At 70.0% G+C, this 17612-nt stretch carries 17 protein-coding genes and 1 pseudogene; 9 read left to right on the top strand and 9 right to left on the bottom strand.

Annotated elements, in window-relative coordinates; genetic code table 11:
• The first annotated feature begins 20 nt into the window (after window positions 1-20).
• Window positions 21-851, top strand: a complete 831-nt coding sequence (locus STTU_RS04790) for an SDR family NAD(P)-dependent oxidoreductase (protein ID WP_007820348.1) — start codon at window positions 21-23, stop codon at window positions 849-851.
• A 55-nt stretch (window positions 852-906) separates the two neighbouring features.
• Here the strand turns inward: STTU_RS04790 and STTU_RS04785 are convergent, their stop codons facing one another.
• Together STTU_RS04785 and STTU_RS04780 are read right to left on the bottom strand one after the other, a co-directional pair.
• Window positions 907-1551 (bottom strand): response regulator, encoded by a 645-nt coding sequence (locus STTU_RS04785; RefSeq protein WP_043254164.1) that lies wholly within the window; start codon window positions 1549-1551, stop codon window positions 907-909.
• 90 nt (window positions 1552-1641) lie between these two features.
• Complete coding sequence (locus tag STTU_RS04780) at window positions 1642-2421, bottom strand: SDR family NAD(P)-dependent oxidoreductase (RefSeq protein WP_007820346.1); 780 nt, start codon at window positions 2419-2421, stop codon at window positions 1642-1644.
• A 101-nt stretch (window positions 2422-2522) separates the two neighbouring features.
• Here STTU_RS04780 and STTU_RS04775 point away from each other — a divergent pair, with 101 nt between their 5' ends.
• The 4 genes from STTU_RS04775 to STTU_RS04760 all read left to right on the top strand — a co-directional run bounded on the left by STTU_RS04775 (window position 2523) and on the right by STTU_RS04760 (window position 7026).
• Window positions 2523-3587, top strand: a complete 1065-nt coding sequence (locus STTU_RS04775; protein ID WP_078518923.1) for an Lrp/AsnC family transcriptional regulator — start codon at window positions 2523-2525, stop codon at window positions 3585-3587.
• A 795-nt stretch (window positions 3588-4382) separates the two neighbouring features.
• A complete protein-coding gene (locus STTU_RS04770) occupies window positions 4383-5102 on the top strand; it encodes a hemerythrin domain-containing protein (protein ID WP_106432112.1) in 720 nt (239 codons plus the stop codon).
• An 81-nt stretch (window positions 5103-5183) separates the two neighbouring features.
• Window positions 5184-5975 (top strand): SDR family NAD(P)-dependent oxidoreductase, encoded by a 792-nt coding sequence (locus STTU_RS04765; RefSeq protein ID WP_043254160.1) that lies wholly within the window; start codon window positions 5184-5186, stop codon window positions 5973-5975.
• Between the two features lie 196 nt (window positions 5976-6171).
• The gene (locus STTU_RS04760; RefSeq protein ID WP_043254158.1) at window positions 6172-7026 is read left to right on the top strand and encodes an LLM class flavin-dependent oxidoreductase; all 855 of its coding nucleotides are present in this window, start codon (window positions 6172-6174) and stop codon (window positions 7024-7026) included.
• Between the two features lie 259 nt (window positions 7027-7285).
• On the opposite strand, the gene STTU_RS04755 is transcribed toward STTU_RS04760, so the two are convergent.
• Window positions 7286-8101, bottom strand: coding sequence for an NAD-dependent epimerase/dehydratase family protein (locus STTU_RS04755; protein WP_043254156.1), 816 nt, complete (start codon window positions 8099-8101; stop codon window positions 7286-7288).
• Window positions 8098-8565: a MarR family winged helix-turn-helix transcriptional regulator gene (locus STTU_RS04750; RefSeq protein ID WP_234019151.1), complete on the bottom strand. Its 468-nt coding sequence runs from the start codon at window positions 8563-8565 to the stop codon at window positions 8098-8100. Before STTU_RS04750 ends, STTU_RS04755 begins: the two co-directional genes overlap by 4 nt.
• Before the next feature lie 583 nt (window positions 8566-9148).
• On the opposite strand from STTU_RS04750, the gene STTU_RS04745 reads away from it, so the two are divergent.
• Complete coding sequence (locus tag STTU_RS04745; protein WP_043254154.1) at window positions 9149-9976, top strand: alpha/beta fold hydrolase; 828 nt, start codon at window positions 9149-9151, stop codon at window positions 9974-9976.
• Window positions 9977-10413: 437 nt separating this feature from the next.
• On the opposite strand, the gene STTU_RS04740 is transcribed toward STTU_RS04745, so the two are convergent.
• From STTU_RS04740 to STTU_RS04730, 3 genes are all read right to left on the bottom strand, one after another.
• On the bottom strand, window positions 10414-11400 hold the full coding sequence (locus STTU_RS04740) for a linear amide C-N hydrolase (protein WP_043254153.1): 987 nt from the start codon (window positions 11398-11400) through the stop codon (window positions 10414-10416).
• Window positions 11401-11736: 336 nt separating this feature from the next.
• Entirely contained in the window at window positions 11737-12813 is a 1077-nt protein-coding gene (locus STTU_RS04735; RefSeq protein WP_234019149.1) for a hypothetical protein, read from the bottom strand.
• Window positions 12814-13310: 497 nt separating this feature from the next.
• A complete protein-coding gene (locus tag STTU_RS04730) occupies window positions 13311-13784 on the bottom strand; it encodes an ArsI/CadI family heavy metal resistance metalloenzyme (RefSeq protein ID WP_043254149.1) in 474 nt (157 codons plus the stop codon).
• Between the two features lie 80 nt (window positions 13785-13864).
• Between STTU_RS04730 and STTU_RS04725 the strand changes: the two genes are divergently transcribed.
• Genes STTU_RS04725 through STTU_RS04715 form a run of 3 tightly spaced genes read left to right on the top strand, consistent with a single transcriptional unit; the run spans window position 13865 to window position 15787 of the window.
• Window positions 13865-14266, top strand: a complete 402-nt coding sequence (locus STTU_RS04725; protein WP_043254147.1) for an ArsR/SmtB family transcription factor — start codon at window positions 13865-13867, stop codon at window positions 14264-14266.
• Window positions 14263-15387 (top strand): ACR3 family arsenite efflux transporter, encoded by a 1125-nt coding sequence (gene arsB / locus STTU_RS04720; protein ID WP_052862322.1) that lies wholly within the window; start codon window positions 14263-14265, stop codon window positions 15385-15387. The genes STTU_RS04725 and arsB overlap by 4 nt, the downstream gene beginning before the upstream one ends.
• Window positions 15380-15787 carry an arsenate reductase ArsC gene (locus STTU_RS04715; RefSeq protein WP_043254146.1) on the top strand — a complete coding sequence of 136 codons (408 nt, stop codon included), beginning with the start codon at window positions 15380-15382 and terminating at the stop codon, window positions 15785-15787. Before arsB ends, STTU_RS04715 begins: the two co-directional genes overlap by 8 nt.
• Before the next feature lie 423 nt (window positions 15788-16210).
• Here STTU_RS04715 and STTU_RS04710 read toward each other — a convergent pair whose 3' ends face one another.
• Window positions 16211-16564 (bottom strand): STAS domain-containing protein, encoded by a 354-nt coding sequence (locus STTU_RS04710; RefSeq protein WP_007820325.1) that lies wholly within the window; start codon window positions 16562-16564, stop codon window positions 16211-16213.
• Window positions 16565-16650: 86 nt separating this feature from the next.
• A pseudogene (locus STTU_RS32735) lies at window positions 16651-17570 on the bottom strand (IS5 family transposase).
• Between the last annotated feature and the right edge of the window lie 42 nt (window positions 17571-17612).

Below are 17612 nucleotides of genomic sequence, written 5' to 3'. Positions count from 1 at the left end.
GCACAGCGAAGGGAACCACCATGCAAGGCAAGGTCGCGATCGTCACCGGAGCGGGCGGGGGCATCGGCGCCGCCACGGCGGCGGAGCTCGCCACCCGGGGCGCCTCCGTCCTCCTCACCGACCTCGATGCGGAGTCCGCCACCGCGCGGGCCGAGGAAATCGTGCGGAGGGGCGGGACAGCGTACGCCGCGGGCACGGACGTACGGGACGAGGCCGCCGTCCGCGCGATGACCGAGGAAGCCACGCGCCGTTTCGGCCGCCTCGACATCCTCGTCAACAACGCCGCCGCCACCGTCGCGTCACAGGGCGATGACGACCTCGTCACGATGGAAGCGGAGCTGTGGGACCTGAGCCTGGAGGTCAACCTGCGGGGCCCGATGCTGGGATGCAAGTACGCGATACCTCACTTCCGCCGGACAGGCGGCGGCGTGATCGTCAACATCTCTTCAGGCTCCGGCGTCGTCGGCGAGCCCACACGCTTCGCGTACGGGGCCTCGAAAGCCGGGATCAACTCGCTGACCCGCTCCGTCGCCGCCAAGTACGGCAAGGACAACATCCGCTGTGTCGCCGTGATGCCCGGCATCACGATGGCCGACGAGGCGCGCGCCGCGCTCGGCGGGACGAGGTGGCTGGAGATGATGGACCGGCACCACGCGACTCCCCGGCTCGGGCGGATGGCGGACATCGCGAAGTTCGTCGCCTTCGTCGCCTCGGACGACGCGGGCTTCGTGACCGGCAGCAGTCACGCGGTGGACGGCGGGGTGCTGAGCATGGCCCCCTACGCGGCGGACATGCGGGAGTTCGGGACACAGCCGTTCCGAGCCGACGAGAGGGCGCGGGGCGGGGCCTGAGCGCGGGCGGCGGGCCGGAGGCGCTTCCCTGCCGCCGCCGGCACCGCCCGGCGGTTCAGCGTCCTCTGCCCCCTGCCTGCACGAGCCCCCGTTCCCAGGCCCAGGCTGCGATCTCGACCCGATTACGTAAGCCGAGCTTGGTGCGGACACGGTCGAGGTAGGTCTTGACGGAGGAAAGGGAGAGCCCAAGGGCGGTGCCGATCTCCTGGTTGGTGCGGCCCTGGGCGACGTGCTCGGTGATCTCCTGTTCGCGCGCGCTGAGCACGGTCGGCTCCGGGTCCTGGGGGGCCAGCCCGCGCAGCAGGCGCAGGGTGAGCGAGGGGGAGACGAGCGCGTCACCGCGCGCGGCGGCGCGCACGGCCTCCACGAGCAGCGCCGGGCTCGCGTCCTTGAGGAGGAATCCGCTGGCCCCCAGGCGCAGTGCGGCTCGCAGCACGGTGTCCTCGTCGAAGGCTGTGATGAGCACGACGCCGATCGGCGTGTTCGCGAGCGCACGCGCCACCTCGACCCCGTCGAGCAGCGGCATCCGTACATCTGCGAGCACGACATCGGGGCTCAGCCTCCGCGCCGCCTCGACACACGCGGCCCCGTCCCCGGCCGTCGTCAGGACCTGGATGCCCTCTTCTGCGTCGAGGATCGCGGCGAAGGACTCACGCACGAGGCGCTCGTCGTCGGCCACGACGACGGTCAGGAGGGTCATGAGGGCAACGGTAGTCGTACGGGGAGCGGCAACCGCCACGACCGCGGGGCCGCGGAAGCCGTGTTTCCCGCCCGAGCCTGATGGACCTCCTCAGCTGAAAAACTGTCCGCCACCGTCCACAGGGAGCGTGCACCCCGTGATGTACGCCGCGTCCGGGCCAGCGAGGAAGACGACCGCGCGGCCGACATCGGCCTCGGCATCGCCCGCGCGCCGCAGCGAGGTCTTCGCCAGCAGACCGGACAGCTCCTCGGGGCGATCGGCGAACCAGTGCCGCGCCCGCTCGCTCAGGACGAAGGGAGAGATCGCGTTGACGGTGATGCCGTATGTGCCCCACTCGCGTGCCGCGACGCGCGTGAGCGCCGCGATGCCGCCCTTGGCGGTCACGTACGCCCCGTAGCCCGCGAGTCCGTCGAGCTCCGAGCCCGACCGGAAGTTGACGATCCGCCCCCCGCCCTCCGACGCGCGCAGGTAGGGGAAGCACGCGCGCATGAGCAGGAAACTACCCAAGGGGCCCACGCGATAGGTGAGTGCGAAGTCCTCCTCTGCCAGCTCCGCGAGCGGGACGCCGGGACGCTGGGCCATCGCGTTGTTGACGAGGACATCGACGGTGCCGAAGCGCTCGACAATCGTCGCGACCGCTGCCGCGACCTGTGCGGCGTCACTCACGTCGCAGCGCACCGCGAGTCCGCCCACCTCCGCCGCGACCGCCTCAGCCCGCCCTGCGTCGAGGTCGAGCACAGCCACGTCCGCGCCCTCGTCGGCGAGCGCCCGCGCGATACCCGCGCCGATACCCTGACCCGCTCCTGTCACCAGCGCAACCCGCCCCGCGAGTACGCCCGTCGCCGTCGTCATGAGATCACCCGCATTCATTGAAGTACGTGACGCTTCACGCGTCTTCGGCGCCCTGGTGCCGAAGGCGCGCCATCGTTCAGGCGACCGTAGGCGAGCGGCACGAGAAGGACATCGCACCTGTGGAAACACGCGCCGAAGGCCCCTCCCGCGCCGAAAACGCGCATCCGGGTGGGCCTGCACCACCCACCCCCTTCACCGAGTCCGACCTCGCCCTCCTCCACGCCCTCCAACTCGCCCCCCGTATCCCGTGGAGCGCCCTCGCCCCCGTCCTCGGTGCCTCTCCCACGGCACTCGCCGCGCGCTGGGCCCGGCTGCGCGAGCGGCGTCTCGCCTGGCTCTGCGCGAGCCCGCCGAGCGGGGTCGGCGGAGCCACCGCGCAGCGTGCGCTCGTCGAGGTCGACTGCGCTCTCGCCGACCTGGACACCGTGGTCAGCGCACTGGAGGCCCTTCCATTCGTGCGCGGCCTCGCCTTCGCCGCGCGCGGGAGACAACTCGTCCTGACCCTCGCCGCCTCTTCCTTCGCCGAACTGTCCCGGCTGCTCCTGGACGAGGTGAGCCGCGTGCCCGGCATCACCGCGCTGCGCAGCCATCTCGGCACGATGGTCCACCGGGACGGCGGCGGCTGGCGCCTCGGCGCGCTCGACCCGGCCCAGTGCGCGACAATCGGCGCCCACCCGCGGGCCACCCGCACGCGGGCCCCGCTCACCGCGGGCCCGATCGACCTCCAGTCGCCCGTGTACGCGCCGCTCGTCGCCGCTCTCGCCGAGGACAGCCGCACTCGCGCGGTCGACCTCGCGGTCCGCACGGGACGGCCCGCCGCGACGATACGGCGGCAGGTCAACCGGCTCCTCGGCGCCGGAGCGCTCGTCCTTCGCTGCGAGCTCGCGCAACCATGGACCGGGCGCCCGGTCGCCGGGGTGTGGTGGTGCGCGGCACCACCCGTGCGGCGCGAGGCCGCGCTCGCACGGCTGTGTGTCGACCCACGCGTGCGGCTTTGCCTGTCAACGACCGGCCCCGCCGCACTTGTCGTGACGGCCTGGACGAGCGGACTGCTCCAGGCCGACCGCTTCCAGACCCGATTGGAGGAGTTGCTCGGCGCTGGCGCGGTTCTCGACAGCGCCATCTTGTTGCGCACCCGCAAGCGCGCGGGCCGGCTCCTCGCCCCGGACGGCCGCCGTGCCTGAGCCCGCGTCCGCACCGCCGCCGCGGCGGCTCGACAACCCTTGCAGCTGCCGGCCGGACGGCTGTGGGGCGAGCGCCCGTCCGCCCGCTCACGACCGTGCCTCCTGCGCTCCGTCACCCTCACCCCCTGCTGCCCGAGGGGGCTGCCATGTGCTTCCACTCCTGCCGGGTGCCGGGGACCTGGAGAGTGTATGAGAGGCCACGGGCCCCAGCGCGGGATCGTTGACGTCTCGCTCCTCGCCGGCCGGTCCACTGTCCCGGCCAGGCAACGGAGCAGGTCGAGGTCGAGCGTGATCACCTCGCGCTGGACGACTGAGCCGAGCGAGTAGCCGGAGGTCATGGTGGCGGCCGAGGCCGATGTTCCGCACGGCTGCCCAGGCGACCGCACTCACGGTGTACGTGACGGGCCGACCTGTCCGTTGCTCCAGTGACACGCGAGGACGCCGGCGGCCGAGATGGTGCCGCCCAGCAGCGGGACGGCTGAGGGCCGCTCGCGGTACCGCTCCCGCACGGCCGCCGAGGCAGGACAAGCTCGACGCAGAGCCGTTGGACGCCGGGGAGGCCGGTGGTCGGGCATGATCCGGCCGGTGGGCACGGTGCGCAGCGGCCAGCACCTTTCCCCCTTCGGGTTGACGACTTCTGCCGCCTGTCAGCCGGTGCCTGAGGGTAAGTCAGCACTTGGCGGATGACGCGTAGCGCGATCGATTACGGGCATGTGCCTGCACATCATGCTCCCGCGACGGACCGGCCGATCCGCTCCGCCGCGGACGGCACCATGCCTGCACTGGAGAGCATCCGTGACTGAGCCCGAATCCGCACCCGCACCCGGCGGCGCGCCCCCCGACCACCCCGAGCCGGCCGGCAACGACTCACCGGCCGACAGCCGTGATATGTACGCCATCCACGCCATGCTGCGCAGGGAGTTGGCTGATCTCCCCGCGTACGTCGAGGACACCGGGGCGGGAGACGGTGAGCGCGTCGAGGTCGTCGCCGACCACATCGACTTCGTCACCCTGATCCTGCACGCCCATCATGAGGGCGAGGACGTACTCGTCTGGCCGAAGCTCGCCGAGCGCGCCCCGGCAGACGCCGCGCCCGTGCTGGCCACGATGCAGGCCGACCACGCCGGGATCGACCGGGGGTTGGCCACGCTCACCGGCGCGGCCGCGTCCTGGCGGGCCAACCCCGACGCGGTGCGCCGCGGGGCCGTCGTGGACGCGCTGCGCGAGCTGATCCCGGTCGTGGAGGCGCATCTGAAAGCCGAGGAGACCCACGCACTCGTCCTCATCGACACGTGGCTGAGCGCGCCGGAGTGGGGCGAGGTGGGGATGCACGGGATCGCTTGCCTGCGGCCGGAACAGTACCCCCTGTTCTTCGGCATGCTGCTGCACGACATCGATCCGGAACTGTACGGGGTGCTCGAAGCCTCCTTGCCTCCCGATCTGTTCACGCAGCTCGCCGTCAGCGGCCCGCGGGAGTACGCGCGCTACCGGCGGCGGCTGGCCGCAGCGGCTTGACGAGCTCCTTCGGATGAGCAGTCGGCATGACTGGGCGACGGACCGCGATACCACGCACCTCGATGAAAGGCTGAAAACGAGTTGACCAGCATCCTCATCGTCGGCGCCACACAGGGCACCGGACGCGAACTGGCGGCCGCTTACCTGCGCGACGGCGCGAAGGTGGTCATCACCGGGCGCGACGCCGACCGGGCCGAGACCGTGGCCTCCGAACTCACCGCCGAGGCGGCGGGGGCACGTGGTGCCGCTCAGAGCAGCTCCACCGTGCCCGGCCATCCACCGGCCCTCACCACGAGCGGCGGCCGACCTTGTGCCGACGCGGTCACCGGCCTGGCGCTTGACCTCAGCCGTCCGGAGACCGTGGCCGCGGCACTCGCCCCGGTCGGGCGACTCGACCGGCTCGTCCTGGCCGGGATGGTCCGCGACCGGAACACCCTGTCCGGCTTCGACATAGCGGCCGCCAGCACGTTGGCCGTGACCAAGATCGTCGGGTACACGGCCGTCATATCCGCCCTCGCGGAACGACTGGCGCCGGATGCGGCGGTGCTGCTGTTCGGCGGCGGCGCCAAGGACTACCCGTATCCCGGTTCGACGATCCTGACGGCCGTCAACGCCGCCGTGACCGGCATGGTGCGGACCTTGAGCACCGAGCTCGCGCCGGTCCGGGTGAACGCGATCCACCCCGGGCCCATCGGCGACAGCCCGTTCTGGCAAGGCAAACCTGAACTGAGCGACGCTTTGGCCACATTCCGGGCGCAGACGTTGACCGGTGAGCTCGGCCGCATGGCCGACGTCGTCGGCGCCAGCCGGTTCCTGCTGGAGAACCGCCTGGCCAACGGAATTGATCTGCCCCTCGACGGGGGGCATCCGTAGGACACGCGGACATCCGTGATACGGGGCACGCCACTCCGCCGTTGTCCTGCCGGTGGCTCCGGCTCACCGGACGCCCAGGGCACCTCCACCGCCCATCACTCCCGAGCCTCCGAAGGAGCGGCAAGCGCCGCAGGGCGATGCCACGGGGAAGCACGAAGATCCGACCCACCCACCACTCGCACAAGGAGCACAGCTCATGAAGATCGGTATCGGGATCCCCAATCAGATACGCGATGTCAAAGCGGACATCATTCCGGAATGGGCACGGCGTGCCGAGGACGCGGGCTTCTCCACCCTGGGCAGCGTGGGCCGTATCGCCTACCCGGGGGTGATGGACACGGTCGCGCTCGCGGCGGCGGCGGGCGCCACCAGCAGGATCGGGCTCATCAGCAACGTCCTGCTCGGCCCGGTCTGGCCCGCTCACCTCCTGGCCAAGGAAGCACAGGGCATCGACGGTGTCTCGGGCGGGCGTCTCACCCTCGGCATCGGCCTTGGAGGACGGGCCGACGACTTCGTCGTGGAGGGCCTGGGCGCGCGCGGCACGGGCAAGCGGCTCGACCGCGACATCGAGACCTACAAGAGCGTGTGGCGCGGCGAGACCCCCGCCGGCTGCGACAACCCGCTGGTGCCCAAGGGCAGCCGTGAGGTGCCTCTGCTCTTCGGTGGCATGGTCCGGGCCTCGTACAACCGGGTGGCGCGCTCCGGCCGCGGCTACATCGGCGCTTCGGTACCGGCGGACATGATCGCCGGTTCCTTCGACAGCGTGCGCGCAGCCTGGAAGGAGGCCGGACGCGAGGGTTCTCCGTACTTGGTCGCCATCGCCTACTACGCCATCAAGGATGCCGAGGGCGGGCGCGCGAACGTCTACGACTACTACTCCACCGCGGGAGCGGAGACAGCCGGTTTCATCGCGTCCGCGGTGAGCGGAGGGGCGGACGTGGTCAAGAAGACCGTCGATGAGTTCGAAGCCATCGGTGCGGATGAGCTGATCCTCAACCCGACCAGCGACGACATCGACGAGATCCGCCGACTCGCCGACGTCGTGCTCTGACGCCGGGACCACGAGGAGAACCCGCCCCAACCCCCACCTGGGAACTGTCCGGCCGCTCATGCGAACTTCCAGGCCGGCCGTTCCTGGACCGGGTGCCACCTGCGACGGTGATGGCTCGCGCAACGGTCGTCGCGCTGACATGGAGGGAATCATGGAGCCGTACGCGGGCGGCACAGGGCAGGGGGCATTGCTGTCGGTGCGCGGCGCCGCAGCGGCTCCGGGAGACTGATACCCGCCGCAGCGCCGCGCGTTGCTCCCCTTACAGCAGGCCGTCGCGCTGGGCCTGGTGGACGGTGGGGACGGTGGGGGTGAAGCCCAGGGTGCGCAGGAGGGTGCCGTCGGCGCGGCCCGTCCAGGGGTCGTGGAGTGGTTCGGCGGAGGGCTCGTAGGGGGCGCCGACGATCTGGGCGATTTCGTAGATGGTGGTGGGGGCCTCGTCCACGACGTTGACGGTGTGTCCGTCGAGCGCCCCGGCGAGGGCAAGCCTCACGGTGGTGGCGATGTCGCGGTGGTGGATGAGGCTGAGGGTCTGGGCGGGGTGCCACTTCCAGCCGCCCATGAGGGCGGGGGCGGATTCGAGGTGGCCGTCCTTGTCGCCGTAGACGAAGCCGAAGCGCAGGATGTTCCAGTTGAGGCCGCTGGCTTTGAGGTCGGCCTCGGCCAGGATTTTGCTGGCCGGGTAGGGGAGGTCGGCGGTGGTGGGGTCGCCCTCGCGGGCGGGGCGGGTCAGGCCGGAGCCGTAGACGAGGTTGGTGCTGGCCATGGTGAAGCGTGCCTGCGGGGCCTGGGCCCTGGTCGCCGCGATGAGATTGCGGGTGCCCTCGACGTTGGTGCGGTGGATGGCGGCCGTGTCCTGGGTGCGGAACAGGGCGGCCAGGTGGACGACGTCGGTGACGCCGTCGAGTGCCCCGTCGAGGGAAGCGGGGTCGAGGATGTCGCCTTCGACGGGCGTGGCGCCTTCGGGGGCGGACTTGCCGGGGCGGACGAGGGCGCGGCAGTCGATGCCGGCATCGACGAGGCGGGGCAGGAGGCGCGCGCCTACCAGTCCGGTGGCGCCGGTGACGAGGATCGTCATGAGGGGGTTGTCTCTTCCTTCAGATGGTGGGCGAGTCGTTCGGTGGCCCCGCGCAGCACGGCGGCGACCCGTGCCTGCTCCTCCTCGCTCACGCCATCGAAGGCGACGGCGAGGATGCGGGCGACGGGGTCGGGCAGCCGTGTCCACAGTTCGCGGCCAGGTTCGGTCAGGCGCAGCGTCTTCTGACGCATGTCTCCGGGGTCGGGTGTCTGTTCGACGAACCCCTTGCGGACCAGTGCGGACGCGACGCCGGTCATCGTGGCCCGCTCTATGCGCAGCGCGCGCACGAGGTCGCGCTGCTTGGTCGGACCGTCGTGAGCCAGGTGATACAGCACGTACCACTGGGTCGGCCCGAGCCCGTAGGGGCGCAGGACCGATTCCAGAGCCGCTTGACTGGTCTGGTAGTACCGCTTCGCCCACGCACCCGCGGACTCGTGCTGTCCGTGCATCTTTTCGCTAGCCACCTAACCAATAATGTTAGGGCCCTAGCGATATGTCAAACGAGATGGGGCGGACGCGTACGCACCAGGTTCCGTCCGGCGGATCACTGGTGGCTCCAGCGCCGGAGTGCCGCGGCGGTGACGGTGGCATGGAAGCGGCGATCCGTTGCCGGCCGGAATCCGCCCGCACAGTCGGCGGCGCCGGGACGGGCACCTCGCCCGGGCAGGTGCACCCCTGCCGGTAGGGCGATTACCCGATCTTCGGCAACTCGGTGTGGCCTCGACACCGTGCGCACCGCCTTTCCGCTCGTCTCGTGGCGCCGCTATCCCGGCCGAGCCCGCACTCGGGGGTGAACAGGTCCCTGTGCCCGGGTTGGCCGCACCGGCCGGATACGGAAGGGCTTGGGTTCGGGAGGGTCTGAGCGGCGAGGTGGCGGAGGTTGCGTGGGCGGACGACTCCACCTGCTCCAGGTACCCCTCGTCGCAATATGCGATTTGCCGTTTTTCGGGTGATAGTGAAGATTGAGGCGCGGTGCCTAACTGCCGGCGCCTCGGGGGTCACCCAAGGGACCGCGGGCGCGCCCCACACCTCCGAGAAGGGACCACCATGCCTGTCTGCACGACGCGTGACGGAGTCGAGATCTTCTACAAGGACTGGGGCCAGGGCCGCCCGGTCGTCTTCATCCACGGGTGGCCGCTGAGCGGTGACGCCTGGCAGGACCAGCTCAAGGCGGTCGCCGACGCCGGCTACCGGGGCATCGCGCACGACCGGCGCGGCCACGGCCGCTCGACGCCGGTCTTCGACGGCTACGACTTCGACACCTTCGCCGACGACCTGAACGACCTCATCACGCAGCTCGACCTGCGTGACGTCACGCTCGTCGCGCACTCGATGGGCGGCGGCGAACTCGCCCGCTACATCGGCCGCCACGGCACCGAGCGCGTTCACTCGGCCGTCCTGCTCTCGGCGATCCCGCCGCTCATGCTCCAGGGCCCCGACAACCCCGAGGGCGTCCCCCAGAGCGTCTTCGACGACATCAAGAACGGCATCCTCGCCGAGCGCTCGCAGTTCTGGCGCGACACCGCGGTCGGCTTCTTCGGCGCCAACCGCGAGGGCAACAAGGTCACCCAGGGCAACAAGGACGCGTTCTGGCTCATGGCCATGAACGAGACCATCGAGGGCGGGGTGGCCTGCGTCGACGCCTTCGCGGGGACCGACTTCCACGAGGATCTCAAGAAGTTCGACATCCCCACCCTCGTCGTGCACGGCGACGACGACCAGGTCGTCCCTTTCGAGGCCACCGGCAAGAAGACGGCCCAGCTCGTCTCCGGCGCCGAACTCAAGGTCTACGAGGGCGGCTCCCATGGCATCGCCCTCGTCCCGGGCGACAAGGAGAAGTTCAACAAGGACCTCCTGGAGTTCCTCAAGGTCTGACCCGGCGAACAGGGACGCCGGACGGCGTAGTGGGAGGGGCTGGAGCGATCCGCCGGCCCCTCTCCCCGTAGCAACGCAGCTCGTGCGCAAACCCCGGGGATCGGTTCTTCAGCACGGAGGCCGCCCGCGCGGCCACCGCGCTGGAAACGGGTACCTGACCGGGGCGGTCGAGCCCCGCAGGTACGGTCGATCCCCCGGCACACTCCTCCCGGCGCACCGCGAGCTCACCACCACGTGTGCTGCCCTCACGGTCCCTGCGCGGCGCTGCCGGTCACGGCCGGGCCGATGCTCCCGTAGGAAAGGCCGGACGGATTTCGAGGGCCCGTGTGCACCCGGCACCTCCCCCGGACGGAGCGGGGAGGAGCGGGTCATCGTGTTCCGCGAGCGCGAGGGGATGCTCGCGGCGGAGATCGTGACAGTGCCCGCGACGCGCCAGCTCAGTGCGCCGGCAGGAAGTGCATCGGTGTGGAGGGGGTGAACCGGGCGGAGACGTCCCCGACGAACCCGCCGCTGAGACCGGTGTCGTCGGCAAGATCGAGCTTCATGGCGGGCGCGCCCTCGGAGAGGTCGAGTTCCGACATGCGCACCCAGATGATGTTGGGCCGCGAAGTCGATTCGTACACGTAAATACCGTGGGTCAGATCGATGACCGTGCGCCAGATCGTCTGCGAGGCGTAGGGCTTGTGGGGGTCGGGCACCCGGAATGGCTGGGCGGCGTTGCGCATGACGCTCAGGAGCGAGGCGACCGCTTCGGAGGTGCTGGTCGGCTGCGGCAGCCGGGTGAGGTAGTAGGCCGCGCGGGCGAAGCGGTCGGAAGCATCGGTGCCACCGGGCAGCGGGGTGCTGCCTCCCAGTCCCTGAATGGTTTTCAGGTGAGCCAACTGCTGCTCGTAGGGGGGTGAGTTGGTGACGACCGTGTAGGCGTGGTCGTGGTGCACCTGCGGAATTCCGTCGAGGTACTCGATGATCGCGGAATCTCCCGAGCGGTCCTCCAGCGCGAGATGCAGGTTCACCGCCTTGCCGCTCGACGGGTCGCTCTGTGTCACGATCTGGAGCTGAGAGGAGACCATCCAGTTGACGGACTCGGCGACGGTCGTGAAGTTGTCAAGGACGTACTGCATCCACACCGCGACGCTCAGAGCGACACGGCCCTCGTCCCGCTGCCCGTAGTCGGATTCGGCGAGGAAGAGCTGATGAGCTGCGAGCCCCTCCTCGTTCAGTCCGTCGACAGTCGCCAGATCATGGGCAGCGGCCACGAGACTTCCGTGGGACGACTTCCACGTGAGCGTCCCGCCGAGACCGTCGACCCGCTCCATGCCCCGGGGGAACACCCACAGGTTGGTTCCCAGGTCCTCTTGCCAGTCCATGTTCCGGCCCGCGAGAACCGCGTCACCAGAATGCGTCCAGACCGCACGCGTGCACATGATCGCTCCTTTCAGCGCCTCAACCGCTCACCAGGCCTCACGGACCCTCACAAATGATCAGCCTGACCTCTTCAGCAGAAATACTCGTTCCTGCGTTGCCATCCCGCGACAGATGCCCGCGCGACCGGGCGACAGCACGGGATCTTTCCTCGCCGCCGCTGTGACCGGACCGGACCGCGGAAGAACGAACGCGAAGCTCAGCGCGAGCGCGTGACGCACGAGCTGTGGGCGAGCCTTTCTGGCGGAGTGGATGCGGGCGCGCGGTCGCATCAAGCAGGTCGGCGAGGCCCCGGCCGCCCCGGCGGCCGGGGCCTCGCCGACCGCAAGAGCGGCTGCTCAGTCGTCGCTGTGGTCGCCGTAGCCGTGGTCCGGCTTGTGGCTGGGTGCGGGCTTCGTCGGGGTGGGAGTAGGACGATGCGTGACCGGCGGCTTGGTGACGGGGGGCTTGGTCGGCGGAAGGGTGACCGGGGGAACCGTGACCGGCGGAACGGTGACCGGGGGCACGGTGACGGGCGGGATGGTGACGGGCGGGTCGGTCATCGGCGCGACGGTGACGGGAGGCACGGTGACCGGCGGAACGGTCACCGGCGGAACGGTCACCGGCGGAACGGTGACGGGCGGGTCGGTGACCGGCGGCGGAGGGGGCGGAGGTGTGGTGACGGGCGGTGTGGTGGTGTCGTCGCAGGTGACGTTCACGTGGCCGAGCTCGGCGTCGACGAGGGGTCCGTCGTAGAGCTCTTGGCCGTCCTCGTCGCGCAGGTTCCCGGAGATGGTGATGTCCAGGCCCGCCCGGGCGGAGGTCTGCGCCTGGTAGGTGCCCCCGGAGGGGTCTTCGATCCGGTTGTACCGGACGGTGAGGGTGGCTGTGCTGACGTCCTCGGCGCCCAGCTCCGCTCCGGTGACCTCCAGTTGTGTCGTCCCGGTGGGCACCTGGCGTCCCAGGACACCGATGGTGTTGGAGTCGGTGCGCGCGTAGGCCAGGGCGAGCGGGCCGATCGGGGCGGGGACGCACTCGGCGTAGGCGTCCAGGGACCCCACGCTGAGGAAGTCCCGCTCGTTCAGCGAGAGGGTGAACCCGGAGGCCTGTGCCTGCGCGAAGTTCCTCTGCGCCTCGGCGTTCGTCCTGGCCACCGCCTGACCCCGAACGGTCAGAAAGTCCAGGACACCCGACGGGTCGGAGAGGTCCCCGTTGTCCAGTCCCCCGTTCGGCGGGGAACCGGCCGTGCCGAAAACACCGGTGAAGGCGTTCAGCCCGGCCACGGGCACATCGGAGAGGGTGAGATCGGCCAGGACGCTGTTGGCCACATCACCGTCAGCGGCCCTCGCGCCGGTACCGGACAGCGAGAAACCGGCGGCGGTCACGGTCGCCGCAGTGACGACGGCCAAAGCGGCGCGAAACGCGGAACGTCGCACGCCACGACGCTCACCAGGGACATGGACAGGCAGGGTTGTCGGCATGTGCCCATAGGAACGGACCACCGCCCCAACCAGGCGGATTGACCACCCCAACAATCGCCATGTGTCCCACAGCACAACCACCTGGCGCAACGCCGCCCACCCCCAGCGGTCGGATCGCGTGGCAGCAGCGGTCGGCGAGAGAGGCGGGCAGAGCAGGAGCTCCGGCTCGAAACGCCCGGGCACCGGCGCCTCGCGGCGGGCCCGGTGCGACCCGTGCAGCGGATGCTGCCGGCGAAGGCGAGGGCGGCCTTCCCGCGTGGCTTCGCGGTACGTGCGCGGTGGGTCGCGCGGAAGAGAGCGGAGCGGCCCGTCCCCTCGGGCCTCGGGGGAGGACCATGGGCTTGAGGGCTACGAGGGCCTGGGCGTGGGGGTGGCGCAGCCGGGCCGAGAACGGCGTCCCGGCGCAACTCACCCAGAGGGGAAGGCGACCTGTCCGGCGCGTACGAGGTTTCTCAGCTGCCGCAGGGGCAGTCGGCGGCCACCGGTGCGGTCTCGGCCGCCTCCGGCTGGCCCGCACAGCAGGTGTCGCCTTGCAATGCGGCGTTTTTGCCGAGCTGGCCGGCGTCGGCCTTGACGACATAAACCTCCCACGGTTCCTTGCCGGGCCCGTGGACCCACACCTTGTCCTGGAGGGCGTAGCAGCAGGGCGTGTCGTTCTCCTCGAACGTGGCGAGCCCGGAGTCTTTGAGCCGGGCGGTGGCGGCGGTGACCTCGTCGGTGCTCTCCACCTCAACACCGAGGTGGTCCAGGCGGGTGACCTGGCCCGGCTCGCCCTCGATGAGGACGAGCTTGAGCGGCGGCGTGGCGATGGCGAAGTTCGCGTATCCGGGGCGGCGCTTGGTGGGCTCGACGCCGAACATCTTGGAGTAGAAGGCGATCGATGCTTCGAGGTCGGCGACGTTGAGCGCGAGCTGGACACGGGACACAGTAGTCTCCTCGATCAGGTTGCATTGATGTCTGTCGATGCAACCTTGCGACCTGAATAGAAAAACGTCAACATAGAAGCATGTCAAAACAAGGATTTGCGGTGCTCAGTCAGGACGGCGCCGGCGGATGCTGTCCGGGGCTGCTGACCGCCCCACTGGACGAGGATCAGGCCGAAACGCTGGCGAAGGTGTTCAAAGCCCTGGGCGACCCGGTGCGCCTGCGGCTGCTGTCGATGATCGCGTCCCGCGCGGGCGGGGAGGTCTGCGTCTGTGACCTCACCCCGGCCTTCGACCTCTCCCAGCCGACGATCTCCCACCACCTCAAGCTGCTCAAACAGGCCGGCCTCATCGACTCCGAGCGGCGCGGGACCTGGGTCTACTACCGGCTGCTGCCCGAGATGACCGACCGCCTCGCCGCGATCCTCACCCGGCCCGCCGGGCGGCCTGGGACCGAGAGCGCGCACTCCGGGACCGCCGCATGAGCGCCGAAACCGCCACCACGGCGCGGCCCGGCGGACCGGTCGCCGGGCGACTGTCGTTCCTCGACCGCTTCCTGGCCGTTTGGATTCTGGCCGCGATGGCCGCCGGCCTCGGCCTTGGCCGCCTGGTGCCGGGCCTGGGTGACGCGCTCGCGAGGGTGACCGTCACCGGGGTCTCTCTGCCGATCGCGTTGGGCCTGCTCGTGATGCTGTACCCGGTCCTGGCCAAGGTCCGCTACGACCGGCTCGACACTGTCACCCGCGACCGGCGCCTGCTCATCCCGTCCCTGGTCCTGAACTGGATCGTCGGCCCGGCGCTGATGTTCGCGCTCGCCTGGCTTTTTCTGCCCGACCTGCCCGAGTACCGCTCCGGACTGATCATCGTCGGGCTGGCCCGCTGCATCGCGATGGTCATCATCTGGAACGACCTCGCCTGCGGCGACCGGGAGGCCGCAGCCGTCCTCGTCGCGCTGAACTCCGTCTTCCAGGTCCTCGCCTTCGGCCTGCTCGGCTGGTTCTACCTGACCGTGCTCCCCGGCTGGCTCGACCTCCAGCAGACCGCCCTCGACGTCCCCGTCTGGGAGATCGCTCGCTCGGTGCTGATCTTCCTCGGCATCCCGCTGCTGGCCGGGCTCCTCACCCGCCGCCTCGGTGAGAAAACCAAAGGACGCGCCTGGTACGAGACCACGCTGATCCCACGCATCGGGCCGTTCGCCCTGTACGGGCTGCTGTTCACCATCGTCGTACTCTTCGCCCTCCAAGGCGACGCCATCACCTCTCAGCCGCTCGACGCCGTACGGATCGCGCTGCCGCTACTGGCGTACTTCGCCGTGATGTGGGCCGGATCCATGACCGCCGGCCGCGCGGTCGGACTCGACTACCCGCGTGCCACCACGCTGGCGTTCACCGCCGCGGGCAACAACTTCGAACTGGCCATCGCGGTCGCCATCGCCACCTTCGGCGTCACCTCCGGCCAGGCGCTCGCCGGAGTGGTCGGGCCCCTCATCGAGGTGCCCGTCCTGATCGGCCTGGTCTACGTCGCCTTGGCCGCCCGCCGCTTCTTCCCCCAGCCCGCTGAAGCGGCTGCACCGGCCGTCTCCCGCGAAGGTTCCGCCCGTGTCTGAGTCCAAGCCGTCCGTGCTGTTCGTGTGTGTGCACAACGCCGGCCGCTCGCAGATGGCCGCCGCCTTCCTCACCCACCTCTCCGAAGGCCAGGTCGAGGTCCGTTCCGCCGGGTCCGCACCAGCCGACGCCGTGAACCCCGCCGCCGTGCTAGCGATGGCGGAAGCCGGCATCGATATGTCCGCCGAGACGCCGAAGGTGTTGACCACGGAAGTCGTTCGGGCGTCCGACGTGGTGATCACCATGGGCTGCGGCGACACCTGCCCGGTCTTCCCCGGCAAGCAGTACCTCGACTGGAAGCTCGACGACCCGGCCGGGCAAGGCATCGACGCCGTCCGCCCGATCCGCGACGCGATCGAGCGGCGCATCCGCAGCCTGCTCGCCGAACTCCAGCCTCGCTGACACCTTCCGTGGCAGAACGACTGACGTTGTAGTGGCAGACGACAGCGCGCCCAGCTCGTCACGCTCGGAGTGCCCTGGGCCACGTGACCGGCAGACGGCTAGGGTGGCCGGAGTGGGCCCCGTGCCGTGGGGTGGCCGGTCGTACCCTCGCTGGTGTGACCGATTTCCCCGACGATCTCCTCGCAGCACCGATTAGGCAGCCCGGCTCGGAGCCGAGGAGTTTTTCGTCCATGGATTGCAGGCAAGCACCACGCCTCGGGCGTCCGTGGCGTACACACCTGCGCCCGCCGCCTCAAACAACAGGGTCATCAATGCCCCACCGGCCAGCGGACCGACCGGGGTACCGCCCTCCGTAAACTCTCCACGTTGCGCATTGCGCCGAACCCGGCGCGGGGCCGGAAGTTTCCTTGGCTGGCTCTCTGTTCACTGAAGGTTTTGGTCTGATGCCGAGGCGAGGTCGGGGTAGCAGTCGATCTCCGTGTCCATCCCGGTCAGGGTCAGCAGCCGACGAACCTGCCCGCTCAGCCCTGCCAGCCGGACGCTGCCGTTGTGCTCCTCGACCGAGCGCATCGTGTAGACGAGGACGCCCACACCGGAGGAGTCCATGAAATTCACGCGCTTCAGATCCCACACCACCCACACCCGGCCATCGGCGACAAGCTCGTCAACCGCCTCCCGTACCCGAGTCACCAGGCTCAGGTCGACCTCCCCGGTCAAGGCGAGCACCGCCCACTGCCCGGCATCAGCAACACGCTCCACATCTGGCACCTGAACCATGGAGGCTCCTCTCACCTGGCATGCCAGGATCATCGCACCGACCGGACTCCAGTGAGCACCCCAGCGCCTAGGAGCTGTCCGGTCGATCATGTGCGGAGCCAGATGACGAGACTTGCTGCGGTGGCGGTGCCGAGGAAGACGTGGCCGCTTTTGTCGTAGCGGGTGGCCACGGCTTGATGGTTGTTGAGCTTGTTGATGGCCCGTTCGACGGTGTTGCGTTTCTTGTAGCGGTCTTCGTCGAAGCTGGGTGGCCGTCCGCCGTGTGAGCCTTTGCGCAGGTGGCCGGCCTGACTGTCGGTCTTCTCGGGGATCGTGTGCGGGATGCCGCGACGTCGCAGGAATGCGCGGCAGGGGCAGTTGCTGTGTGCCTTGTCCGCAGCGACGCTGTCGGGCTTCTTGCGGGGCCTGCCCGGTCCGGGGCGAGGCTCGCGGATCTTCTCCAGCACCGGCCTCAACTGGGGGCTGCCGCCCCGCTGTCCGGCGGTGAGCAGCAGGGAGAGCGGTCGGCAGCGTCCGTCGGCGCTCATGTGGATCTTGCTGGTGAAGCCGCCCCGCGAGCGGCCCAGTCCCTCACCTCCCGCACCACCTTCGCCAGGCGGGCGACCAGGCTCTGCCACGGAGGTTCGGCCTGGTGTTCTGCCGCCGCGCCCCCTTTGAAAGGGACAGTGCGGGTGGTGGTTCCTTGCGGGCGCCCGCCGCCTGCTGATGAGCGCGCACGCTGGTCGAATCGACGGAGACGTCCCAGTCGACGTCCCCCGCCGCGTCCGCTGCGGCCTGGACGTGCGGCAGCAGGTTCTCCCAGGTGCCGTCCGCCGACCACAACCGATGGCGCTCGTAGACCGTCTTCCACGGCCCGAACCGCTCCGGCAGATCCCGCCGCCACACCCCGGTCCGCACCCGGTGCAAAATACCGTCGATCACCTGCCGGTGGTCCCGCCACCGGCCGCAACGGCCGCAGCCGTTCCCACTCGGCATCCGACAAATCACCCCGCAGAGCCCGCCCCATGCTCAGACCAACGAGCCACGAGCGAACCTGTCACATGATCGA

The organism is Streptomyces sp. Tu6071 (assembly GCF_000213055.1).
Taxonomy (GTDB): Bacteria; Actinomycetota; Actinomycetes; order Streptomycetales; family Streptomycetaceae; genus Streptomyces; species Streptomyces evansiae.
This window is presented reverse-complemented; position numbering and strand designations above follow the sequence as displayed.

Bases quoted from the DNA above. Each gene is read 5' to 3' on its own strand.
- STTU_RS04790 (WP_007820348.1), top strand. From the start codon at position 21: ATGCAAGGCAAGGTCGCGATCGTCACCGGAGCGGGCGGGGGCATCGGC.
- STTU_RS04785 (WP_043254164.1), bottom strand. From the start codon at position 1,551: ATGACCCTCCTGACCGTCGTCGTGGCCGACGACGAGCGCCTCGTGCGT.
- STTU_RS04780 (WP_007820346.1), bottom strand. From the start codon at position 2,421: ATGAATGCGGGTGATCTCATGACGACGGCGACGGGCGTACTCGCGGGG.
- STTU_RS04760 (WP_043254158.1), top strand. From the start codon at position 6,172: ATGAAGATCGGTATCGGGATCCCCAATCAGATACGCGATGTCAAAGCG.
- STTU_RS04755 (WP_043254156.1), bottom strand. From the start codon at position 8,101: ATGACGATCCTCGTCACCGGCGCCACCGGACTGGTAGGCGCGCGCCTC.
- STTU_RS04745 (WP_043254154.1), top strand. From the start codon at position 9,149: ATGCCTGTCTGCACGACGCGTGACGGAGTCGAGATCTTCTACAAGGAC.
- STTU_RS04740 (WP_043254153.1), bottom strand. From the start codon at position 11,400: ATGTGCACGCGTGCGGTCTGGACGCATTCTGGTGACGCGGTTCTCGCG.
- STTU_RS04725 (WP_043254147.1), top strand. From the start codon at position 13,865: ATGTCAAAACAAGGATTTGCGGTGCTCAGTCAGGACGGCGCCGGCGGA.
- arsB (WP_052862322.1), top strand. From the start codon at position 14,263: ATGAGCGCCGAAACCGCCACCACGGCGCGGCCCGGCGGACCGGTCGCC.
- STTU_RS04710 (WP_007820325.1), bottom strand. From the start codon at position 16,564: ATGGTTCAGGTGCCAGATGTGGAGCGTGTTGCTGATGCCGGGCAGTGG.